We start from the raw sequence: 21,695 nt of genomic DNA, 5'->3' as shown, positions 1-21,695 counted from the left end.
ATCAAAATGGGGGCAGTCCAGCTCCCCATTTTTTTGTTTTAAAAATGACAATATCATGAAAAATATAGGAAATAATTGTGATTCCGTCCCCCTCTTGTTACGATAACAAAAGCATGCAGTTTTGGGGGAGGCGTCTATTTTTGAAGAATACAAGAGATTCTGCAGCCATATCTGAAACAAAATACATAAAAGCTTCGAACCGGGTAACCATTTACGATTTTATCAAACTTGCAAAGCCGGGCATTATCATATCAAACTCGATAGCAGCCTTCGGCGGGTTTTGGATCGCGTTTGCAAGCGCAGAAAAAACGTTAACCGGCTTGGCTTTTTTGATGACAATGGTAACAGCAATGTTGGGAACCGCGTTTGTGATGGCTTCCGGCACTGTCTATAACAACTATTTTGATAGGCATATGGACGCAAAAATGGCACGCACTCGCAGCAGGGCCTCGGTCACAGGGAAAATGCCGCCAGCCATGATCTTAACATATGGCTCTGTTTTAGGAATCGCAGGTCTTGCCATGCTTTATTCCCTCAATCCATTAACGGCCTTTCTCGGACTGGCCGCCTTTATTTTTTATGCGATCATCTATACGGTATGGGTGAAACGAACGTCTGTGTGGAGCACATTTGTCGGGAGCTTCCCAGGAGCTGCGCCGCCATTGATGGGGTATTGTGCCGTAATCGGTGACTTCAGTATGACGGCAGTGCTGTTGTACACGATTATGTTTCTGTGGCAGCCGCCGCATTTTTGGGCGATTGGGATAAGACGCAAAGAGGAATATCGCGCTGCTGGCGTTCCGCTCTTGCCAGTAGTCAAAGGCAATCATGTAACAAAAATAAAAATGATGCAATATATTGCCGTCCTGGTGCCGGTCACGCTATTATTTCCTTTCTCTCTCGGCACCGGCCATATAAGCCCATTTTATTTCTTAGCCGCCTTGGTTCTCGGAGGCATATGGATCAAAAAAAGCATCAAAGGATTCAAAACAGACGATGACGTGAAGTGGGCAAAGGATATGTTTGTCTACTCGCTTATTTATTTTTGCTTGCTGTTCTTTATCATGATGATCGATTCATTTATGATGTTTCTGATCAGATGATGCAAAAAGAGCCACACATTAATGTGACTCTTTTTTGTTTGGAAAAACAGCATCTAATAGAAATGTCATGGCAAAAAACACAACCATGCAAATCAAAAATCGTATAATCTCACTCAAAATCCAGCTATCAGCTATGCGCATACCATCGGTTTCTCGGAGGGTTGCGCATATTGAAAAAATCATGAGTATGTTTTTTAGGGTTTCTTTGTTCATAAAATACCATCGCTTTCTCGATAGAATGACTTAAAGGCAATGAGATAAGTCATCAAGATATAAAATATGTCGCATCGTTGCATGTTTTGATTGAAAGAAATCATTGTTTTTTTGCCAGCCAATTGTAAAGCTCAGGCAAACAGATGAAAAGCGTTTCTGTGAAAAAGCAGATCTAATCGAATGCTTCTATACTCTCTCCACAAATAAAAAATGCTAAGAAATACATTTGTTTCTCTAATCTATAAACCCGCACTCTTTTTCCATCATCAGGTATTATAAGCCAAAAACAAACAAAAAAATAGACTTGCGTTTGAGTTGTATGGAAGTGAAATTGCAAGAATAACCCATACGGTGGTAATATATTGTTTGATTTTCCCATATTCATAGATTTGGAGGTCATACAAAAGTGAAGGGAATATTTTTAGTTGTTCAGCTTGGATTTTCTATTATGGTATTTCTGTTTTTAGCTGCTGTTAATTGGTATCAAGGAAGCGAGCTTGTTTCAGATCGATTTGATTGGAACTATACTGCTAAACTCTCAAAACTGCTAAATGGAATTGATGCCGTCAGCAGCCCCAAACAAATTTCACAGCTTGATTTTTTCATCTACTCCGCTAAACACTACCCTGTTATGAGTGCGTTAATGATCATCTCCTTCTTATATGTGCTGGCCGCTCTTTTTTTACTTATATACTCAGTCAAATGCAATAAGCAAGAGATTCATTTAGACTGCTGACACGGTGAAATTCGTTTTTATAGCCCCTTAACTCTTCAAGATGTTCCTGTGTTTAGTGAGGCAGACCTTAACCTAGGTTTTCGGAACTTCTTGCTCAATTATGCGTATACCTTAAATAGGAGGGATTAAACGATGAAAGAATATGAATTCGTAAGAGTTGAGCTGAGTACGATGAGAAGAAGGCCTAAAGAAGACTACCAGCAAATCATCCATAATTATGCGAAAAGAGGCTGGAGATTCGTTCAGATTTTTGCTCCCAGTATAGATGGGTATGGGGCAGCTGCTTATTTTGAAATCATATTTGAAAGGGATGCGGAAAAAGCTTAATCGATATGACTAAGCTTTTTCGTTCCCCTATATCTGCATCTATACAATTTCTGCAAATGCGGCATCACATGATTTGGCTAAATCTTGTGGCGCCAACTTTAGCTGCATACCGATTTTCCCTGCACTCACAATGATAAAATCAAGCGTTTCTGCAGATGAATCAATATAGGTCGGGAACAATTTTTTCATGCCAATTGGCGAGCAGCCGCCGCGAAGATAGCCAGTTACCGCTAATAGCTCCTTCATTGCAATCATTTCTATTTTCTTTTCCCCTGTCACCTTTGCTGCCTTTTTTACATCTAACTCTTCTGCAACGGGTACAACAAAGACATAATAATGATTTGTTCCTGCAGCTGCAACCAACGTTTTATATACATATTTCAAAGGATAACCGATTTTTTCCGCAACAGAGATGCCATCTACCGGCTGGCCGTCTGTTTTATACCCTAATACCTCATAAGAGATGTTCTGCTGTTCTATCAGACGAACCGCATTTGTTTTTGCCATTTTTTTCGCCATTGTTTTCACCCACTATCAAAATGATGTATGTCTAACTTCTTGCAGTAATATGTAAATTCTATCATCCTAACCTGCATTTTCAAGGTTACTAGCATTGAATCAACGAAAGGACAAATTGATTTCCTTGGACGCCTATAGTCCATTATTAGTCTACATGGAACAAAACAGGAATGAACAAATAACTCCCACATACAATTTGTATGAATGGAAAATAAAGGAGTGGTTGCTTTGTATCATTACTTTTATGGCCCTGCGTTAATTCCTTACTTTTCACATACTCATAACCCTCAAAGAAGTCCAGATTTTTCAGAAAGACAGCGAAGAAGAGAAATCACATTGACTGTAGATGGCTTTGTCCCCCCATCTTCCACCGAAGATCTTGGAGACGGCTTTTATTCTTACGCATGGACGAACCAACAGGTCATCAATCCAGGTGAATACTTAGTTTGTCATCTTGAAGGAAGAGATATCAACGTGATAAATGGTGGGTTCACTCCGCGCGATACTGCTCCATTGTATGCGGTAGCAAGCTTTCCAAGACGAAGAAACCAATGGGTCATTATCATTCATAATCCTGTTCAAACCCAAAGAGCCATATCGCTTTATTTGATTGCGAAAAGGTAGCACAACATGTTATCAGAAACCCTGCATTCAGGAACAGAAAAACGGGTAGGGACACATTAACATCAGCATTTTCCTACCCGTTTTTGGTTTGGGCAAACTCTTACCTTTCAATCTTTCAATTCCCCTCAATTTCTTCATCTTTCTCTACTGCCAAGGTACCAGAGAAAATTGTTATATGTTATCATTATTCCCAGTAAAAAGAAAAGAGGATTAAATATATGGTTCTCCTTGAAACGAATCGATTACGTTTAAAAACGATTGATATTCCCCTTCTTAACGCCGCGTCTAAACTAGATCATCAGGCTATCAAAGACTTAGGTTATGAAACAAATGGTGAATGGCCAAATTCTGATTTTTTTGAAGCGATACCTTATTTCCGCGAGATTTTAGTCAAAAACAATGGAACAAAAGGATTTGATTCATGGATTATTGTAAAGAAGGACAGTCATGAAATTGTTGGGGGAACTGGATTTTTAGGTGACCCAGACGAAAATGGCATGATTGAAATTGGTTTTGCAACAAATAAAAGTCATCGCCGCAAAGGTTATTGTGTGGAAGCCGCCCAAAAACTAATAAACTGGGCATTAAGCCAAGAAACAGTAAACCGGATCACCGCAAGATGTGAACATGATAATCTAGGCTCACAAAAAACCTTGGAGAAGTTAGGGTTTATATTGAATCATAAATCAGCGGAGTATAAACATTGGATATATGTTACAAAGTAGAGTCCTTAATTACAAAAGCAGGCACTGCGCCTGCTTTTGTTTGGATTATTTACCTCTGTGCTTCTTTTTCGCTTTTTGCTTTTTGAGCATATACCTTTGCTCTTTTACATGTTCTCGCTGTTCTTTCATTATTTGTTTTTTCTTTTGCTTTCTTGCTTCAAGCTCTAGCTTTATCGCCTCTTGAGCTTTAGAAGCTACTCCGGCGTTTTTCAACTCTTTTGAAACCTGGCGCTGCAATCTTTTTGGATTGATCTTTTTTTGACGTCTGCCTTGTAAACGAACTCCTTCCTGCTCAGCTTGGGCCAACATATTCAGGAGTTGGTTATGAACAAACTCTAATACTTCAGAATCCCTCGGCTCTTTGCCAAAAAGATGACGAAAGGCTCTTAGCTTTCCATTGTCCACAACTTCAACAACGCCTACCCAAAACTGACCATCGTAGTAAATCGTTAATTTCATAACGATTCCCTCCTCATAAAAGATATTAAAGAATGATGGACATCCCGAGGAGGGGAAGGTTACTGACATTGTCAATAATGCATCCGGACTACCAACCGAATCGTGTTTTTTCATTCTTTACCATATACAGAAAAGAGTGTAACATTTCTTCTCCAACTATTAAACTCTTATTTTATTTAGATCATTGCTGGAGAATAGGCGTCTTCACTCGCAAATTTATTTCTCAAGCCCTGCCATGTTACAGATGGGAGACGATACATTCTGCATATCCTTCGAGTTTAAATTCTCCAAGACCGTAAGGCAGCAACATATGATCTCCTTTTTTGAAAGGATAGACATACTCACCAGAGATCATACGGCCCTCCCCTTCAATCACACTGATAAGAAGGAATGGTTTTTGCTGCTTTAAGCTTGCTGATCCTGATAAGTTCCATTTCCCCACCGAAAAGTAAGCGCATTCAATCAATGTCGTTGTAAGCAAATCCTCAATTTGTTCATGGTGAACTGTATGCCGTTCTGGAATAGACGGGACCTCTATCACTTCGATGCTCTTTTTCAGATGAAGCTCGCGCAGCTTGCCTTCTGCATCTTTTCGATCATAATCATATAATCTGTAGGTTGTGTCTGAGTTCTGCTGCGTCTCCAAAGCAAGAATTCCTTTTCCAATCGCATGAACAGTACCGCTTGGCACATAGAAAAAATCCCCCGGCTTTACCTTTACACGGCGCAAGAGCTCATCCCATTCTCCACGCTCTATCATGGTAGTTAGTTCTTCCTTTGTTGTTGCATTGTGGCCATAAATAATCTCGGCATCTTTTTGGCAATCAATAATGTACCAGCATTCTGTTTTTCCAAGCTCACCGTTTTCATGTATGTTGGCATATTCATCATTCGGATGCACCTGAACAGATAAGTCCTGGTCAGCATCTAATATTTTTGTAAGCAGAGGGAAACGGTCCCCTTCAAGCTGTCCGAATAAATGTCTATGATGTTCCCATAATTCGCTGAGCGTGAACCCCTTATACATTCCGTTTTGAACAACGCTTTGACCATTTTGATGCGCGGCAAAAGCCCAGCACTCCCCTGTTCGTTGTGACGGAATGGTATAGCCAAAATCAGCTAAAGCGGTCCCGCCCCAAATTCTTTCTTTGAAAACAGGCTTGAAAAATAACGGTTCAGTCGTCATGAAAATCCCCCGCTTTATTCGATTTCTTCTAGCAGCTTGTATGCTTCTTCTGTTGTTTGCACGGAGAGCAGCCGCTCCCTATAATTGTCATCCATTAGCTTACGAGATAGCATCTGCAGTATTTTGAGATGCTGGTTTCCCCCGCTCTCTTTCGGTACAGCAATCATAAAGATTAATTTAGCTTCTGATCCATCTAGGCTATTCCAATCAACGCCTGATCGTTTGATCCCAAAGGAAACACTCGGCTCCCTGACCGCCTCAGACTTTCCGTGCGGAATCGCGATATTCATGCCAATCGCCGTTGTTCCCTGTTGTTCACGATTCAAAATGGCTTGTTTAAACCCGCTCTCTGAAAGCAGCGCACCTCTTCGGGACAATTTCTGAATCAATTCATCTATGATGTCATCCCTCGTTTCCCCCGATAAATTTGGTTCAATTAATTCCGGGCTGATAATGTCTGTCAGTTTTTTAAATTCCGACATCTCAGCTTTTTGGCTTTGAATTGGCTGCTTTATTTCATTTGCTGCCGCAGCTTCACTTGGCGCGGAGGTCGGTGCAGTTTCACTGAGCACAGGAGACGCCGTAATATCCTTTTTTAGTACATTGACGAACAGAGCAGTGACAAGAGATCCTGCAATCACAGCAATAAAAAACATCAAGACATGATCAACTGCGCCAAGCACTGCAACGATAGGTCCGCCGTGTGCCACTCTGTCTCCCACATTGCCAATCATGGCTATCACAGAACCTGTCATTGAGCCTGCCATAATACTTGGAATAACGCGCAGAGGGTCCTGCGCCGCAAATGGAATCGCTCCTTCAGTAATGCCGAAGAGACCCATCGTAAATGCCGCTTTCCCCATTTCTCTTTGAGATGCCTCGAATTTTCTTTTTCCTAAAAACGTCGCAACGCCAAGGCCAATCGGGGGGATACAAATGGCGACAGCAATTGGTCCCATAATTTCATAATTTCCTTCTCCAATCATTGCTGATCCAAACAGAAACGCCACCTTATTTACGGGACCGCCCATATCAAATGAGATCATCGCCCCTAAAATCAATGCCAGAAGGATCGAGCTCGACCCTTTCATCCCCGCCAGCCAAACTGTTAAAGAGGCGAAAATTTGAGCTACAGGCGCGCCGATCAAAAACACAAACGCTAAACCTACAATTAGTGATGCAAACACCGGAATAATAATAATCGGCATAATCGGCTGGATTGCTTTTGGAACTTTTAATTTTTTGATCCAAAGTGCCGCGTATCCAGCCAAAAACCCGGCAATAATCCCCCCGAGGAATCCGGCGCCGCTTGCGCTGTCATAAAAACTTCCAGTCGCCGCAATATAACCGCCGATCATCCCTGGCACAAGTCCCGGTTTATCAGCGATGCTATAGGCGATATAGCCGGCTAAAATCGGAATCATAAATGAAAATGAAGCACTGCCGATCTGTTCAATCGTTTTCCAGAAGGAATCATCCGGAATAACTAAGCCGTTAGGTGTTTTCTCCCCTCCTAGAGTTAATGCAACCGCTATCAATAATCCGCCGACAACAATGAAAGGAACCATAAATGAAACGCCGTTCATTAAATGACGGTAAATTGGATTTTGTTTCTTCTCCTGATGATTACCGGATTCCGATTTTAAAGCGGAACGATAGACCGGTATATCCCCGTTAAGAGCTTTTTGAATCAATTCTTCCGGTTTGCGGATGCCGTCCTGTACCCCCACAGACAGCAGTTTTTTGCCTATAAACCGGTCTTTGTTTACCGAGCGGTCTGCAGCAATAATGATTGCGTCCGCTTCGCGAATTTCCTCTTCGGTTAGCTTATTTTCGACACCAATCCCTCCCTGGGTCTCAACTTTGATGCTAACGCCCAGTCTGTCAGCAGCTTTTTGCAGATTTTCCGCTGCCATATACGTATGGGCGATTCCATTCGGACAAGATGTAATCGCTAACAGTTTCATAGGAAACCTCCTTTAAAGTGTGAATAATCAGATCTTGTCTCAACTGTATACCGAAATCAGCTCATTAAAATCGCTTTTTTTTACCATAGGTTCCGGTAATAAAGGCATTTTTCCCTATAACAAAAAAAAGCAAGGAATAATCCCTGCTTTAATAATCCAAATGAGATAAAAATGTCATGACATTGGCTTCTTTCGTCAGCTTCTGGACGAAGGCCGGCTGCTCGCTAAGATATGAAAGCTCGCTAAACAGCTGCTTTGTCATGGTTTGATCCTCGTGTTTGACAGCCAGCATAAAAACGAGCGAAACTTTTTCATTTCCCCATTCAAGCGGCTCCTTTAATGTGGCAATCGCGATTGCTGATTGTTTAATAAATTTAGCGTTTGCATGAGGAATGGCAATGCCTGATCCAATATTTGTCGCCGACATTTTTTCCCTCATCACCGCATGAACCGCATAGTCCTTATCAACATAGCCTTTCTCAAACAAAGCTGTCGCCAGCTGTTCGATTAACTTGTAGCGGTGCTCTGCCTCCTGCTGCAAAAAAACCAAAAAAGGAGTCGTATTGTTCAGCATCTGAAACGTTTTTTGTTTTTGGCGGTGTGATTCGCCCAGCTGACGTATAAACGCACTTAATTTCATCTCTTCACCAGGCTCTAAAAGCGGAGACACAACAATATGGGGAACCGTTATATTCTCCAGCGCAATGGTGGATATGACAAGATCAATATCCTCATGCTTTTTGATATAATCCTTTAAATCGGCCTTTGCAATACAGGCCATTACAGCGATTTGATGACATTTCCGTTCAATTTTTGTCCGCAGCAATTGTGACATCCCAATCCCCATGTGGCAGACGATAACCGCCTTTTTATGAGTCTCGCTGCTGCCCTGCATCCGTTCGATCGCTGCCTGAAAATGCAATGTCAAATATGCTGCCTCTTCCTCAGGAATATGAAGATCAAAAGTTTGATTGATGTCTTCCAAAACATCAATGATGAGGTGGAACAAATAAGGGTACATCTTTTTGATGTCATTGAGCATAGGATTTGCTACAGAAAGATCGTAGCTCAGCCGTTGTAGCACAGTATTGAGATGAATGTTCAAACCATTGATCAAATCCTGATCCTTGTGAAAATCCATCATTTTCAGCTCTGAAACACGATTGATTAAATGCCCTACAACCTTAGGAAGCACAGCATTTTCAAGGTTCTCTTCTGTCTGCAATGGATAACGAACCTTACCGCCCAATATATGTAATGTTAAGTACACGGCTTCTTCTTCAGGGAAGCGAATTGCAAAAACCGGTTCAAGCCGCTGTAAACAAGCAAATGTCCATTGATATTCTTTCTTCTTTTTTACTGCCGCCATTTCTTTTGGGGACAATGAAATCGGCTGCTTCATTTTGATGCGGCGGACCATTAACAATGTATGCAGCAACAAACTTTCAAACGTTTCGTCTGTGAAATAGAGGGAATGCTTTTTTTGCAATGATTTGATTTCTTTCGTCACAAAGTCTACTTCATAATGTAAAAACTTACTTTTAATAAATTGGCTGGTAAACGCTGTATTGTGGATCAAATCAGATATTCTTGCCAATGCCTTTCTTTTATTTCTTTCGTTCCCTTCAACCTTTAATCCAAGCCGCTGCCTAGAAACCAGTGTGAGATCAAAACGCTTCAGCCACTCTTCTACTGCGTATAAATCCTTTTTAATGGAAGATCGATTGACAAAATGCCGAGCGGCAATGTCTTTTGCGGAAACAGGCTTCGGATTCATTAATAAATCATAAGCAATGTGTAGCATTCTTTCTTCATCGCTCCGCTGCCTAGAAGAAAAATGTTCAGTATATAATTGTTGGCTTAGCCAGGTCCTTTCCTGTTCTTCTATATGTAAATAAACGCCCAACCCTGGTTTTCGAATAAGCTGTGCATGAGAATGCTCATTGAGATAATCCTCGATCACTTTCAAATCATTCCGGATTGTTTTTTCAGAACACTGTACCCTATCTGCGAAATCTTGCACAACTAAATAGTCATCAGGTTCAGATAACAACAGATACAAAATCTCTTTTTGTCTTGTATTTATGTATTCCATCTGTTTTTCTATCCTTCCTGTCAGTATCTACTTGAGCAAATTGATAGTATAAGTATACTATATAAGAAACCGTTTACATTATAAAATAAAATCATAGAGACAAAAGTTTCGTTTTTTACCGAAGCTTCCGGAAAAATGCGATTTTTATATTCTTTGAGTTTGCTATGTAATGTATTTTTTATCGTTATTCAGCAGAAATTCATAAAAATACTCCAATTCTTCACCTATTTAGAACGAAGATTTTCTAATGTATGAGTACGAAAGTAAGAACATGATGAAGAAAAGTGATTTGGTATCTTCGGAGATAAAGTGCAGGTAACAAAATTCCCACATGCTCAACAAACTAATAACCATCAAATGTGTTTTATTAACATTTTAAGGATGGCCATTCTCTCTCAGCAATTTTCCATCATAAATACAAACTCTGTGCAGGGCACACAATATTCTTAGCTCAAATCAGTTGATCGTTCACATATTATTAACATTTATTTACAAGGAAAATAATTACTTTTGCTGAATTGTTATAGTGCAAGACAAAAAACTTTAAAGGAGTGTTTCAAAATGAATTTCAAAAAAACTGTTGTTTCTGCTTTATCGATTTCTGCGTTAGCTCTGTCGGTCAGCGGGGTAGCTTCAGCTCATGAAATAAACTCTACACCTACTGAAGTAAAGAACATTTCTATTTCACCTACACATGTTATCAAAATTCAAGACTATAATTTACCTCTAAAAGTTGGAGAAACCTATTCTGTTAAAAATAATTCAGCTACTCGTTATTGGACTGATAACCAAAAAGTTGCTGAAGTCGATCAAAATGGTTTAGTGACGGCTAAATCAAAAGGGAAAGCCACGATTACTTTGTTTAAAGGTACCGCAGTATTCGGAAAAGTATATGTAACGGTTTATTAATCTCTTATTCGCCAGATTTCTGGATGCAAAACATGCATGAATAAAATAAGGTCCCCCTCTAAAAAGAGAAGGGACCTTATTTTATTTCAATTGCGCTTCAAGTTTAGATTTAGTTTTGGGAATACATCATACATTGGTGTATATTGTGTTTCAGTAGCTTAGCCCCGAATAAATCCACCTTCTGAATGAATAATTTGTCCCGTTATCCATTCAGCCTCATCACTTGCAAGAAAAGCAATCATTCGTGCTGCATCATCTGGTGTGCCAATACGCCCCATTGGAAATTTAGGTGAAAGAAAATTTCTTATTTCATCTGTCATCCATGTAGAATCTGTTGGACCTGGGTTTACGGCGTTAACAGTGATGCCCAATGGTGCAAGTTCTTGTGATAACGACCTAGTAAATGCAGAAATAGCTCCTTTAGTTGCTGCATACGCTAACTCCCCAGGCAAAGGACCTAAATCCTGCCCTGATGTCATATTGATGATTCTTCCTGATATTAAATTAGATTTTTTAAACCGACGGGCGAATTCAACACAAAGAAGAAAATTCGATCTCATATTAACCGCATAATGCTCATCAAGTGATTTAGCATCTAACGATACATAATTATCACTTGCGGAATGAGCTGCATTATTAATAAGGATGGAAGGATATCCTAATTTATCTGAAATTTTTTCATGTATTGTGAATGCAGCATGTGCATCTGATAAATCAATTTTCATTTCCTCACAGCGGACACCCATATGTAAAATTTCTTGTTGAAATTCTTCTATCCAGGCCGCATCAGAGTTCCAGTGAGTAAAGAAGATATGTATACCCTGTGAGGCTAACTTACGACAAATAGCCGTACCAATATCCCCTTGACTGCTTGCTCCTGTAATTAGTGCAATTTTTTCTTGAGAATGACTCATTATTTTAACCTCCAATTTATACGGAGTATCTCCATTATGATGGTAACAAGTTATCCAAAGAATATAATCCATTAAATCAAACAGAGCTGACTTTGAATACATTTTAAAATCAGCTTTAAAAAACATTTTCGTCTCAAAAAATATTAAATAGAAAAAATAAGAGTTGGACAACAATTTACTACTTAGTCACAAGTGGCTGATACTAAGTCATTGAATGTCTCTTTTTAAAGAGCCTTTCAATCATTCACATTGCTTTTCATTAACCATTCTACTTCCGTTAATTCTTGTTTTTGAACGTCTATTGTGTGTTTTTTCGTGAAATGGGTTTTCACAGCTTCTTCGTTTTCCCAAATCTCCCAAAGCATTATTTTACGTTCTGATGGCTCAAGCGGATAAGCATGGAATGTAATACAACCCTCTTCTTTGTTCGTTTCTTCCTCAAGTTTTTTGAATTCCTTCATTATCTCATTAAGGTCTTTATCACTGATGATTTTTAAACATGCCGTTATGTAATGCATCGAAATTCCCCCTCCTATCATTTTATGGCTTTTCATTATAACATTTTCTTGAAAAATAAATATAACTGCGACATTGATTGCTCGAGTTAATCAATCGCTGTATGTAAAGGATTTAAAAATTGAAATCAAATAAAAAACCTTCATTTTATAGGAAGGTTTAGAAGTTATATTATCAAGTTTGAAGGCAATCTGAAGCAATGTGAAATGTGTTAGGTGTTTGTTTCACTGTAAAATCTGTAGCGAAACCACGTACTAAAACTAATGACAAGCCCATCTTCAATTTCGCTGACCTCAGATATGAGGGACCTTTTCTTTTTCAACTCTTTGATCATTTCTTCCTTATCAGAAACGAACATAATGCGCTACGCCCGAAGAATGGCCGCATATTGAATCTGAATTTGATCCCATATCATATCAGCAGGCGAGCGTTCCTGAATCTCTTCCATGATTTCAAGCGTCTCTTCTGGCAAGAATTTAGAGAAAAAGCCGTGAGTAACAGCATTTTGATTCTTCTGTGGTGCGCCGCCGTTGTTCCCGACTGCATTTTTGTTGCCAGGTTGACCGCCTTTTTTTGTGTGCACACTTTTTTCAATGGATGCACCCTTTTTTCTTTCCCAACCATGCCGCTGCTTCCACGATTTGATTGTGTTCACTGACACCTCGTATTTCTCGGCAAGGTCCTTGTATTTCATGCCTTTGACGTAATCCTTATACGCCTGAATGTGCTTTTCGGCCATCTACATTCACCGCCGCCCCCTTCTGATTCGTGTTGTTTTGGAAAAGATATTCCCTCTAAACCACCACCGTGCTCAAGCCGTTAACCGCCAATTGTCTATCCTGAGACTTACCGGAAGCAGTTTACAGGGAACAAAAAAAGCACCCCGCAGGATGCTACCTTTATTTTCTTCAGTTGACTTGCTCTCCAGTCCATATACTCATGGAATACAGTAGGACCCGATACATTGTACTTATTTCCGATTCGCCACAACTCATCTTGCATTTCTTTTTCTATGTCGTCCCATGATCTATGCCCTTGCTTCTCTAAAAAATCATGAAATTCTTTTACCATTGGCTTCAAGCTATTCACCCCCCCTACCTTATTATCGGTTAAGGAGTATGACAATGGTAACATTCGCAAAATTTGTCGAACGAATCTGTTGAATAAAACCATATTTTGTCGGGGATATTAACATGTACGCAATACTGCTGCTGTTTTATCACCGATTCACTATGTAAGACCTCCCAGTTGAGTTGATCCTCGCTTACCACTGGGAGGTTTTACTCATTGTATGAAATTGGTGGTGACGCAGGAATAATCCGCCGCGCCGATCCTGCCTCCCATTTTACACCGCCGATTTAAACGAGTTCAAATATTGCAGAAAGTTGGCTTCTTTGACTTTATTGACGATGTTGCCGATTATGGCTGTTTTGATCTTTCTGATGGTATCTCGGGAGCAATCAAGGTGGTTTGCAATAGCAGTGTAGCTCATGCCCTCCATCATACAATCATAAACGATACGGTGCTTTTCTTCTTCAATGTGTTCCATAGCGTTGTCCAGGTAATACACAATAGATTCATATTTGTGAAGCCGTCTTTCTCTTCGGTCCATCTGTCGCAATTCTGCCTGACTGACTCCTGCTGATCCCCTTGGCATGCCCGCTTCATCCCCGTATGTTGCAGTGAGCTTTGTGCTAATAAAGTCTACTTTGTTCAACACACGGTTGAGCCTTTTGATCTCCCGCAGCATGAATTTATAATCACGAATCCATTCCTCAATCTCCCATGCAATCATTTGATCTGTCATTGTCCTTTCCCTCCTGATAGTTAAATAGAGTAAGTGTCATTCCAATTGTTTGCTCTTTGCTCTGCGATATATTGAGGCCTCGATACCTCTTTCACGCTGATACTGAAGGTTTTGACCAAGAAGGCTTTCAACTCGTTATAGAGCTCTTCTTTGCCGCAAAAGATATTTACAAGCTTTCCGTTTTTATAAGCGAATCCGTATTTCATCCTGAAACTCCCCTTTTACTTTCTGCGTTTATAGGCGCCGCCTTTGCCACGTCTGAGTGTTTGCATGTTAGTGTTCATCATTTGTTGCCAGAAACGATCTAAGCGCTCATGTTGCTTCTGTGATGGTTTCTTTTTGGACTGTTTAATCCTTTCATAGCTAGTAATCGCGATAGACATATGGTTAGTTGCGAAAAAAAACGGACACCGATCGAAGCACAAATTTCTCTGTAAAACGATCAGTGTCCGCAGGCTTTCCGTCATGGACTTATTCAATTTTAAAATTTATTTTTACGGCCCTGTGCCACAACTTACTTCGTATTCACCATCTGATGATTTTTTCGAATAGCATAAGTGAGGAGTTTGTCCTGTTTCATCTTTCCAATCTAGCCAATTTACATAATAAAGATTCCCAGATTCATTGTCTCCTTCTCTTTTCTGGAGAACTGCAAAGTAGCTTTGGTAGGGATATCCTCTTTTATAAATTTCGTGTCTGATTGCTCCTTTTTCCGAAGAAGCTGTAAAGACAACAGGAGATAGAACTGGAAGTACTATCAATATAACAATAAGTGCTGCCAAGAGAGAAAGTATAATTTTAGTTTTCTTTTTCATTTTTTCCTCCGATACCTTTTTATGTATTTATTTTTATGTTATATTATTACATGTATTTTATGCCATATTTCAATTGGTGTAAATGATAAATATTACTTATATTTAGATTTTATTGGAGGTTTCGTATGAAAAAAGAATTACTTGCTTCACTAGTTTTATGTCTATCATTGTCACCATTAGTGTCAACAAATGAAGTTTTTGCAGCCACTACTAATAAAGAGACTAAAGAAAATGTTTCAATTACCAACGAGATTGGTTACGAAAAAGTTAAGGATATGTTAGAACAACAAAAATATGATTTTGAACACAACACTCCTTTAGCGCATCCTAAAGAGTCTAAATTGACTGATTCCGACGAAGGAGTCTTACTGTATTCTGCGTTAAGTAAAGTGGACAAACAAAAATTCCACGAGTTTACATACGATATAGACGATGTTAAGACTTCTGAAAAAAACAATAAGCTAATTGTTGAAGCTTATATTACTCGAAACTTTGTTTTTGGTGTTGAAAAAGTAACAACATCTCTGGGCGATAATATTAAACTTGAAATTCCCAAAACAACTTCTAATAAACAAAGTTCTCAATCAACAAATACTTCTAATCTAAGTTTCTCTCAAGTTAAAAATTCTTCTAATCAACTAAATGTAATACCATTGAGTAATTCTTCTAAGCAACTAAATGTAACACAATTAAATAATTCTTCTTCAACTCTACAATATGAAAATGATGAAGAATATTCTTCGGATGTTAAATTAGATGAATTTTTAAAAAATTATAAGCAAGAAGTGAAAAATGATGATAAAGAAGAAGTGAAAAGTGAAGATAAACCAGTAAGTATGAACTTCAATGCTGCTAACTCTAATCAACTAACTGTGACTGCAACATCTGTTAAAGGATATAGTGGTTACGCTGCAATGAAATATGCAGAAAAATATGCCTTAAAACCAAATAAAAACTATAAATATTATAAAGACAAAGATTGTACTAACTTTGTTTCCCAAGCATTAAGAGCTGGAAGAATGCCGTACTTTAAAGAATGGAAACCCTATACAGATGCTTGGGTTAATGCAGGAGCCTTTAGATCATACATTTTAAAAGCTGGCGGAATAAAAATGAAGACTGTTTCTGATACATATTCAAATGTAAAGCTTGGAGATGTATATCACTATGATTACCATAATAAAATAGGTCTTCGCTATGCTGATGGTTGGATGGATCATACGGCTATCGTAACGAGCCGAGCAAATATGAAACTTTATGTAAGTTATCATTCTACCAATAGACTTAATGTTCCTCGAGAATATGTTACTTCTAAGGAAGGCGGAAAACGGTATGTTTCTAGTATTCGCAATTAATAAATTGATACTAAATCGTTGATCATGCCTTCCGCTACTTAATAAGCTGTTGGGAAAGCAATCCCCTGATCTAGAGTGGTTCAGGGGATTTTTGTAATTTAAACGTGTTCCAACGCTCAGAAATTCCGTTCATTTGTTTTCCCTCTTCTCTCAATACATCAATATCTTTAAAGTAAACCGCAGCCGTAAATGAAATGATTGCCCCGATCAAAGCAAGATTCGCTTTCATGTCCGGCCTGTAATCGTGTTGGAAATATATCCAGAATCAACACCCCATCAGCAGAAACAATATTCTAAGTGCCATCCAATCCCTCTAACTCAAATTACTAACAAAAAACACCTTGGATATTTTTGTATTCCATTTAATAATAAAGTTGTATTTTAAAAAAAGAAGTGCTTAAAATGAAATTGAAAAAAGCTTTAACTGGTTTTGCATTATCCCTTGCTTTACTCGTTTCTGTTGCTCCTGCTTTTGCTACAAGCCTTGCAAACCATAGCACAAATCACGAATCAGTATCACCCCAAGCAATTTATTAAGATTATTATAAAGGGGCTGATTCTAGAGCAGAATTTAAAAATACAATTGATGTTTTCAGTACAAAATTTTATTTAAAAGATGCATGGCTGAAGTGACGGTCTTGGACTGGCTATTATCAATGAAGATTTAACAGAAATCCGATCTTTCGTTTGTTACTATTGAACTAATCAAGTAAGTTTGGAGGTAGTTTTTGGACTGCGGTCAATTAATTTCGCCAACAGTTTGCCAACAACTCGCGAATTTGATAAACCGGCTTTATTAAAGCAAAATAAAAAACCCTTGCGTAGCAAGGGTTTAAGCTATGATTCCGACTGGGCTCGAACCAGCGACCTCTACCCTGTCAAGGTAGCGCTCTCCCAGCTGAGCTACGGAATCATGATATGTATGTGTTGCTGGGTATGTTATTGTCTTTCTGACAAGTTCTATTATATAACCTTCCCTTCTATTCGTCAACTGCTTTTTTAGAAAAACTTTTTTTGGACTTGCTGTTCCGTTCCCCGGCTATTATAATATGTCTTAATTTTCTAACAATAGAGGTGATGGGGTTTTGCATTCTTTGATTTCTTCCGATGATGTTTGGGTATTATGGGGGTTTATTGCGGTGTGGGCGGCAGTGAGCATCGGGCTGGAGCAGCGCTTTAAGTGGGCGTCCGCTGTGTCGGGCGCTATTATCGCCCTTGCAGGTGCTATGGTGTTTACAAATGTAGGAGTGCTTCCTGTTGAGTCGCCTGTGTATGATACTGTGTGGGCTTATGTGGTGCCGCTTGCGATTCCCCTTTTGCTGTTTCAGATCAATGTTCGGCAAATTTTTAAGGAAAGCAGGCGTTTGCTGTTTATTTTTCTGATTAGCTCCGCTGGCACTGTGCTTGGGAGCATTCTTGCTTTTTTTCTACTTAAACAGCATATTCCTTACTTAGATAAAATCGGCGGGATGATCAGCGCCTCTTATATCGGCGGCGGGGTCAACTTTGCGGCGATGGCGGCAAAATTTGAGACGCCTGGTGAATATGTGTCGGCTACCGTTGTGGCTGATAATTTTATGATGGCGCTTTTGTTTTTTATTTTAATCAGCATTCCTGCACTCAAATGGTTTCAGCGGCATTATGCCATGCCGTTTGAAGAGAAGGTAAAAGCCGATGAAAACAGCGGAAACAGTGCTGAAAGCTATTGGAAACGGAAGGATATTTCCTTAAAGGATATCGCTTTTAATGCCGGTGCCGCTTTCGCGCTTGTTGCGGTTAGTATGAAGGTTTCCGGTTATTTTAAAAGCATTTTTTCTCATCCCCTGCTGACCGGTACGCTTGGCGATCAGTACCTGGTGCTTACGTCTTTAACTGTTCTTATCATTTTTCTTTTCCCGCGTTTTTTTGAAAGGCTCAATGGATCTCAGGAGCTTGGAACCTTTTTGATTTATTTGTTTTTTGTGGTGATCGGCATTCCTGCAGATCTGCGCTTAATCTTCACGAATGCGCCTCTTATTCTATTATTCGTGTTTATCATTGCGATCAGCAATTTAGCAGTTTCCTTAGCTGCCGGAAAATTGTTCCGTGTGCGGCTTGAAGAAATTCTGCTCGCCGTCAATGCTACTGTCGGGGGACCGACGACTGCGGCTGCGATGGCAATTGCCAAGGGATGGCGGGAGCTTGTCGCCCCGATCATGCTTGTCGGTACGCTCGGCTACTTAATCGGCAACTATGTTGGCACTTTTATTGGAAATTGGTTTTCTTCCTTCTTATAAAAAGGATATTTGCATTTCCCTGAGAATAATGTAAGAGGAATGCTGACATGAGAACGGAGAGATCACTGTATGTTAAAAGGAAAAACCATTTATGTTAGACCTTTAGAAGGAAAGGATGCCGAAGAAAATTTGAGGCTGCAAAGCGAAAATCGGGATTTTTTCGAACAGTTTTCTATGATACGCGCAGACGATTACTATACGGTTGAAGGGCAAAGAAAACGAATAACCGAGTATCAGGAAAGACTTGAGAAAGATGAAGAATATCATTTTGGCATCTTTACAGCGTCAGACGATAGATTAATCGGGACGGTTTCGCTCTTTCAAATCATCCGTGGCGCGCTGCAAACTGCGTTCATCGGGTATTTTTTAGACAAAGCCCATAATGGAAAGGGCATTATGACAGAGGCAGTCAGATTGGTTGTTGATTATGCGTTCCACGAATTGAAACTGCATCGGATTGAAGCCGGTGTGATGCCCCGTAATCTCGGGTCCATGCGTGTTTTAGAAAAAGCGGGATTTCATAAAGAAGGCATCGCCCGAAAAAATGTAAAAATTAATGGCGTTTGGGAGGATCATCAAGTCCTCGCGATTCTGAATCCTGATGACGAACAATAATAAAAGAAGCCGGGCCATCCCCGGCTTCTTTTTTAACGAACCGCAACTGGAGCAATTTCTTTCAGCGCTTGTTCGAAATCGTGTTCTAAATCGTCTGCATGTTCGACGCCCACACTCAGACGGAGCAGGCCATCAGTGATACCGCGTTTTTCACGCTCTTCCTTAGGCATTGCCGCGTGAGACATCGTTGCCGGAAAGGACAAAATCGATTCCACGGCGCCAAGGCTGACAGCGAAGACCGGCAGTGACACATTCTCGACTAACTTCTTAACGGCCTCTTTGCTTTCAAGCTCAAAAGATAGCACGGCGCCCGCTCCCGTTGACTGGCTTTTATGGGTTTCAGCGCCAGGATGATCAGCCAGTCCCGGATAATACACGCGCTTCACCGCCGGATGCTTCTGGAAAAATTCCGCAAGCCGCTGGGCTGTTTGACTCGCTTTCTCTAAACGGACCTGCAATGTTTTTAATCCGCGCAGGACAAGCCAGCAATCCTGTACGCCAAGGACAGCGCCGAACGCGTTTTGCAGCTTATACAGCTGCTTCCCAAGCTCTTCATCTTTGACAGCAGCTAAACCTGAGAGCACATCGCTGTGTCCGCTTAAGAATTTTGTCGCGCTGTGAAGTACAATATCCACGCCGAGATCAAGCGGACGCTGCAGTGCCGGTGTCATGAATGTATTGTCCAGAAAGGTCAGACATCCGTTTTCTTTTGCAAGCTGAACAATCGCTTTAATATCCGTAATCCCAAGTGTCGGATTTGATGGCGTCTCCATATAAATGACCTTTGTGTTCGGCTTGATGCTCCGCGCCACTTCATTACGATCCGTCATGTCGACAAACGTATGCTCAATGCCAAACCGGGTCAGCACCTCTGTCACCATACGGAAGGTTCCGCCGTATACATCTTCTGTCACAAGAACGTGATCACCCTGTGACAGCAGTAAAAATGCTGTTGAGATGGCAGCCATGCCTGAACTGAAAGCAAATCCTCTTGTTCCGCCTTCCAGTGCGGCAATTGTTTCTTCGAGAGCTGTTCTTGTCGGCGTGCCAGAGCGGCTGTAATCATATGCCCCGAACTCTTCAAATGAAGGTTGGTGAAAAGTCGAGGCGTGCTGAATCGGTACACTGACCGCCCCGGTTCCGCCGTCTGTTTTAAATGGATTGTGCACGAGCTGGGTTTCCAGCGTCCAATTATGTTTACTCAAATGAAACAGCTCCCTCTTTGACCTGACATAATGCCTGTTTTAGATCCTCTTTTAAATCTTCCGCATGTTCAATTCCGACAGAAAAGCGCAGCAACCGATTGCACACCCCGTTTGCGATGCGGATCTCTTCAGGAATATCCATGTGCGTCTGGGTCGCAGGGTATGTAATAAAGCTTTCCACCCCGCCGAGACTTTCTGCAAAACAAATGGTCTTCAGTGCTTTTAAAAACGGATTGACCCATTCTTCTTTTTGCAGACGGAAGGACAGCATGCCGCCTTTTCCGGGATACAGCACATCCGAAATTTCTTCCTGCTCTTCTAAAAACGCCGCAAGCTCCTGCGCGTTTGCCTGATGCTGGCGCATTCTGAGGCTCAGCGTCTTCATTCCTCTCATCAGAAGCCACGAATCAAATGGCGGCAGGACGGCGCCGATCGCATTTTGATGCTGAAACATTTCCTCTCCGAGCCGCTCATCCTTCACCACGACAAGTCCAGCAAGCAGATCGTTATGCCCGCCTAAATACTTGGTTGCGCTGTGAATGACAATGTCAGCTCCCAGCTCAAGCGGCCGCTGCAAGACCGGTGTATAAAATGTATTATCTACGATCAGCAGAAGACCGTGCTCCTTTGTAATCCGGGCAATATGTTCAATGTCCGCCTCCTGCATGAGGGGGTTTGTCGGCGTTTCCACAAACACCGCTTTTGTATTCGGCGTAATCTTAGAGCGTAAACAGTCCTCATCGCTGAAATCATCATAATGAAAAGTCAATCCGTATTTTTTCCATTCATTTTCAAATAAACGGTACGTGCCGCCATATAGGTCCGATGAAACAATCAGTTCATCTCCGCTTTTAAACAGCGCCATAATCGTTTGGATAGCAGCCATTCCTGAACTAAAGGCAAGCCCTCTTGCGCCGTTTTCTAAGTTAGCGATGGCGTCCTCAACAAGCTGGCGTGTCGGATTTTTTGTGCGGACATAATCAAATCCAGTTGATTCTCCGATCCCTCTGTGGCGGTATGCTGTTGATAAATAAATAGGAGCACTCACTGTTCCCGTGACTTCATCGCTTCGGTTCCCAATTTGGGCTAATTTCGTTTCAACGTGCTGTGACATATAGCTGACACCTTCCCTTTTCAAAATAAAAACCCCTTCTTCATAAGAAGAAGGGGTTTAACGCTTCTTCTTATCTTCCAAGCATAAAAAACGCTTGCTGGATTTAGCACCTTGGCGCTTTGCACATGCAAAACAAGCCGGTTGCTGAGGTTTCTAAGGGCCAGTCCCTCCACCTCTCACGATAAGAAATATCGATTTCAATTTTCTGATTGTTT

At 40.6% G+C, this 21,695-nt stretch carries 24 protein-coding genes, 1 tRNA gene, 2 pseudogenes and 1 riboswitch; of the genes and pseudogenes, 10 read left to right on the top strand and 17 right to left on the bottom strand.

Annotated features, from left to right (window positions below):
• The first annotated feature begins 113 nt into the window (after positions 1 to 113).
• The 3 genes from cyoE (at position 114) to MKY10_RS06485 (ending at position 2,379) form a co-directional block, all read left to right on the top strand.
• A complete protein-coding gene (cyoE, locus tag MKY10_RS06495; RefSeq protein ID WP_114523682.1) occupies positions 114 to 1,103 on the top strand; it encodes a heme o synthase in 990 nt (329 codons plus the stop codon).
• Positions 1,104 to 1,722: 619 nt separating this feature from the next.
• Entirely contained in the window at positions 1,723 to 2,052 is a 330-nt protein-coding gene (locus MKY10_RS06490) for a YjdJ family protein (protein ID WP_003232822.1), read from the top strand.
• 132 nt (positions 2,053 to 2,184) lie between these two features.
• Entirely contained in the window at positions 2,185 to 2,379 is a 195-nt protein-coding gene (locus tag MKY10_RS06485) for a DUF4177 domain-containing protein (protein ID WP_041344716.1), read from the top strand.
• 39 nt (positions 2,380 to 2,418) lie between these two features.
• On the opposite strand, the gene ybaK is transcribed toward MKY10_RS06485, so the two are convergent.
• Positions 2,419 to 2,898, bottom strand: coding sequence for a Cys-tRNA(Pro) deacylase (gene ybaK / locus MKY10_RS06480; protein ID WP_015252316.1), 480 nt, complete (start codon positions 2,896 to 2,898; stop codon positions 2,419 to 2,421).
• Between the two features lie 228 nt (positions 2,899 to 3,126).
• On the opposite strand from ybaK, the gene MKY10_RS06475 reads away from it, so the two are divergent.
• Together MKY10_RS06475 and MKY10_RS06470 are read left to right on the top strand one after the other, a co-directional pair.
• A complete protein-coding gene (locus MKY10_RS06475) occupies positions 3,127 to 3,522 on the top strand; it encodes a hypothetical protein (RefSeq protein WP_009967031.1) in 396 nt (131 codons plus the stop codon).
• 218 nt (positions 3,523 to 3,740) lie between these two features.
• The gene (locus MKY10_RS06470) at positions 3,741 to 4,247 is read left to right on the top strand and encodes a GNAT family N-acetyltransferase (RefSeq protein ID WP_015252317.1); all 507 of its coding nucleotides are present in this window, start codon (positions 3,741 to 3,743) and stop codon (positions 4,245 to 4,247) included.
• Positions 4,248 to 4,292: 45 nt separating this feature from the next.
• Here MKY10_RS06470 and MKY10_RS06465 read toward each other — a convergent pair whose 3' ends face one another.
• The 4 genes from MKY10_RS06465 to manR all read right to left on the bottom strand — a co-directional run bounded on the left by MKY10_RS06465 (position 4,293) and on the right by manR (position 9,954).
• Entirely contained in the window at positions 4,293 to 4,775 is a 483-nt protein-coding gene (locus MKY10_RS06465; protein WP_015252318.1) for a YjdF family protein, read from the bottom strand.
• Between the two features lie 169 nt (positions 4,776 to 4,944).
• A complete protein-coding gene (manA, locus tag MKY10_RS06460; protein WP_003232833.1) occupies positions 4,945 to 5,892 on the bottom strand; it encodes a mannose-6-phosphate isomerase, class I in 948 nt (315 codons plus the stop codon).
• Between the two features lie 14 nt (positions 5,893 to 5,906).
• Positions 5,907 to 7,859, bottom strand: coding sequence for a PTS mannose transporter subunit IIABC (gene manP, locus MKY10_RS06455; protein ID WP_015252319.1), 1,953 nt, complete (start codon positions 7,857 to 7,859; stop codon positions 5,907 to 5,909).
• Between the two features lie 148 nt (positions 7,860 to 8,007).
• Positions 8,008 to 9,954, bottom strand: a complete 1,947-nt coding sequence (manR, locus tag MKY10_RS06450) for a mannose transport/utilization transcriptional regulator ManR (protein WP_015252320.1) — start codon at positions 9,952 to 9,954, stop codon at positions 8,008 to 8,010.
• A 561-nt stretch (positions 9,955 to 10,515) separates the two neighbouring features.
• Here manR and MKY10_RS06445 point away from each other — a divergent pair.
• Positions 10,516 to 10,863, top strand: coding sequence for an Ig-like domain-containing protein (locus tag MKY10_RS06445; protein WP_003232839.1), 348 nt, complete (start codon positions 10,516 to 10,518; stop codon positions 10,861 to 10,863).
• Between the two features lie 158 nt (positions 10,864 to 11,021).
• Here the strand turns inward: MKY10_RS06445 and MKY10_RS06440 are convergent, their stop codons facing one another.
• The 8 genes and pseudogenes from MKY10_RS06440 to MKY10_RS06405 form a co-directional block, all read right to left on the bottom strand.
• Positions 11,022 to 11,777 carry an SDR family oxidoreductase gene (locus MKY10_RS06440; protein WP_015252321.1) on the bottom strand — a complete coding sequence of 252 codons (756 nt, stop codon included), beginning with the start codon at positions 11,775 to 11,777 and terminating at the stop codon, positions 11,022 to 11,024.
• Positions 11,778 to 12,013: 236 nt separating this feature from the next.
• Entirely contained in the window at positions 12,014 to 12,331 is a 318-nt protein-coding gene (locus tag MKY10_RS06435; RefSeq protein ID WP_015252322.1) for a putative quinol monooxygenase, read from the bottom strand.
• Between the two features lie 173 nt (positions 12,332 to 12,504).
• Positions 12,505 to 13,032: pseudogene (gene terS, locus MKY10_RS06430) on the bottom strand (phage terminase small subunit).
• A gap of 107 nt (positions 13,033 to 13,139) precedes the next feature.
• On the bottom strand, positions 13,140 to 13,373 hold the full coding sequence (locus MKY10_RS06425) for a hypothetical protein (RefSeq protein WP_044052556.1): 234 nt from the start codon (positions 13,371 to 13,373) through the stop codon (positions 13,140 to 13,142).
• A 265-nt stretch (positions 13,374 to 13,638) separates the two neighbouring features.
• Positions 13,639 to 14,100 (bottom strand): hypothetical protein, encoded by a 462-nt coding sequence (locus tag MKY10_RS06420; RefSeq protein ID WP_048655264.1) that lies wholly within the window; start codon positions 14,098 to 14,100, stop codon positions 13,639 to 13,641.
• Positions 14,101 to 14,136: 36 nt separating this feature from the next.
• A pseudogene (locus MKY10_RS06415) lies at positions 14,137 to 14,306 on the bottom strand (hypothetical protein).
• Positions 14,307 to 14,321: 15 nt separating this feature from the next.
• Entirely contained in the window at positions 14,322 to 14,453 is a 132-nt protein-coding gene (locus MKY10_RS06410; RefSeq protein WP_009967026.1) for a hypothetical protein, read from the bottom strand.
• A gap of 141 nt (positions 14,454 to 14,594) precedes the next feature.
• A complete protein-coding gene (locus tag MKY10_RS06405) occupies positions 14,595 to 14,915 on the bottom strand; it encodes a hypothetical protein (protein WP_009967025.1) in 321 nt (106 codons plus the stop codon).
• Positions 14,916 to 15,040: 125 nt separating this feature from the next.
• On the opposite strand from MKY10_RS06405, the gene MKY10_RS06400 reads away from it, so the two are divergent.
• A complete protein-coding gene (locus MKY10_RS06400; protein WP_003245203.1) occupies positions 15,041 to 16,270 on the top strand; it encodes an amidase domain-containing protein in 1,230 nt (409 codons plus the stop codon).
• A 70-nt stretch (positions 16,271 to 16,340) separates the two neighbouring features.
• Here MKY10_RS06400 and MKY10_RS06395 read toward each other — a convergent pair whose 3' ends face one another.
• Positions 16,341 to 16,499 (bottom strand): hypothetical protein, encoded by a 159-nt coding sequence (locus MKY10_RS06395; protein ID WP_003245507.1) that lies wholly within the window; start codon positions 16,497 to 16,499, stop codon positions 16,341 to 16,343.
• A 173-nt stretch (positions 16,500 to 16,672) separates the two neighbouring features.
• Between MKY10_RS06395 and MKY10_RS06390 the strand changes: the two genes are divergently transcribed.
• Complete coding sequence (locus tag MKY10_RS06390; RefSeq protein ID WP_272904528.1) at positions 16,673 to 16,807, top strand: hypothetical protein; 135 nt, start codon at positions 16,673 to 16,675, stop codon at positions 16,805 to 16,807.
• A gap of 303 nt (positions 16,808 to 17,110) precedes the next feature.
• Here the strand turns inward: MKY10_RS06390 and MKY10_RS06385 are convergent.
• Positions 17,111 to 17,183, bottom strand: a tRNA-Val gene (locus MKY10_RS06385).
• Positions 17,184 to 17,355: 172 nt separating this feature from the next.
• On the opposite strand from MKY10_RS06385, the gene MKY10_RS06380 reads away from it, so the two are divergent.
• Both MKY10_RS06380 and MKY10_RS06375 read left to right on the top strand, forming a co-directional pair.
• On the top strand, positions 17,356 to 18,546 hold the full coding sequence (locus tag MKY10_RS06380; RefSeq protein ID WP_015252327.1) for a DUF819 family protein: 1,191 nt from the start codon (positions 17,356 to 17,358) through the stop codon (positions 18,544 to 18,546).
• Between the two features lie 69 nt (positions 18,547 to 18,615).
• On the top strand, positions 18,616 to 19,161 hold the full coding sequence (locus tag MKY10_RS06375) for a GNAT family protein (protein ID WP_015252328.1): 546 nt from the start codon (positions 18,616 to 18,618) through the stop codon (positions 19,159 to 19,161).
• A gap of 32 nt (positions 19,162 to 19,193) precedes the next feature.
• On the opposite strand, the gene metC is transcribed toward MKY10_RS06375, so the two are convergent.
• A complete protein-coding gene (gene metC / locus MKY10_RS06370; RefSeq protein WP_015252329.1) occupies positions 19,194 to 20,366 on the bottom strand; it encodes a cystathionine beta-lyase in 1,173 nt (390 codons plus the stop codon).
• Entirely contained in the window at positions 20,359 to 21,480 is a 1,122-nt protein-coding gene (metI, locus tag MKY10_RS06365; RefSeq protein ID WP_003232857.1) for a cystathionine gamma-synthase/O-acetylhomoserine thiolyase, read from the bottom strand. The genes metC and metI overlap by 8 nt, the downstream gene beginning before the upstream one ends.
• 67 nt (positions 21,481 to 21,547) lie before the next feature.
• Positions 21,548 to 21,668: riboswitch (SAM riboswitch) on the bottom strand.
• Between the last annotated feature and the right edge of the window lie 27 nt (positions 21,669 to 21,695).

This window comes from Bacillus sp. FSL P4-0290 (assembly GCF_037975435.1).
Classification (GTDB): domain Bacteria; phylum Bacillota; class Bacilli; order Bacillales; family Bacillaceae; genus Bacillus; species Bacillus subtilis.
Note: the sequence above shows the minus strand (reverse complement) of the source record. Positions and strands in the feature narration are given on the sequence as shown.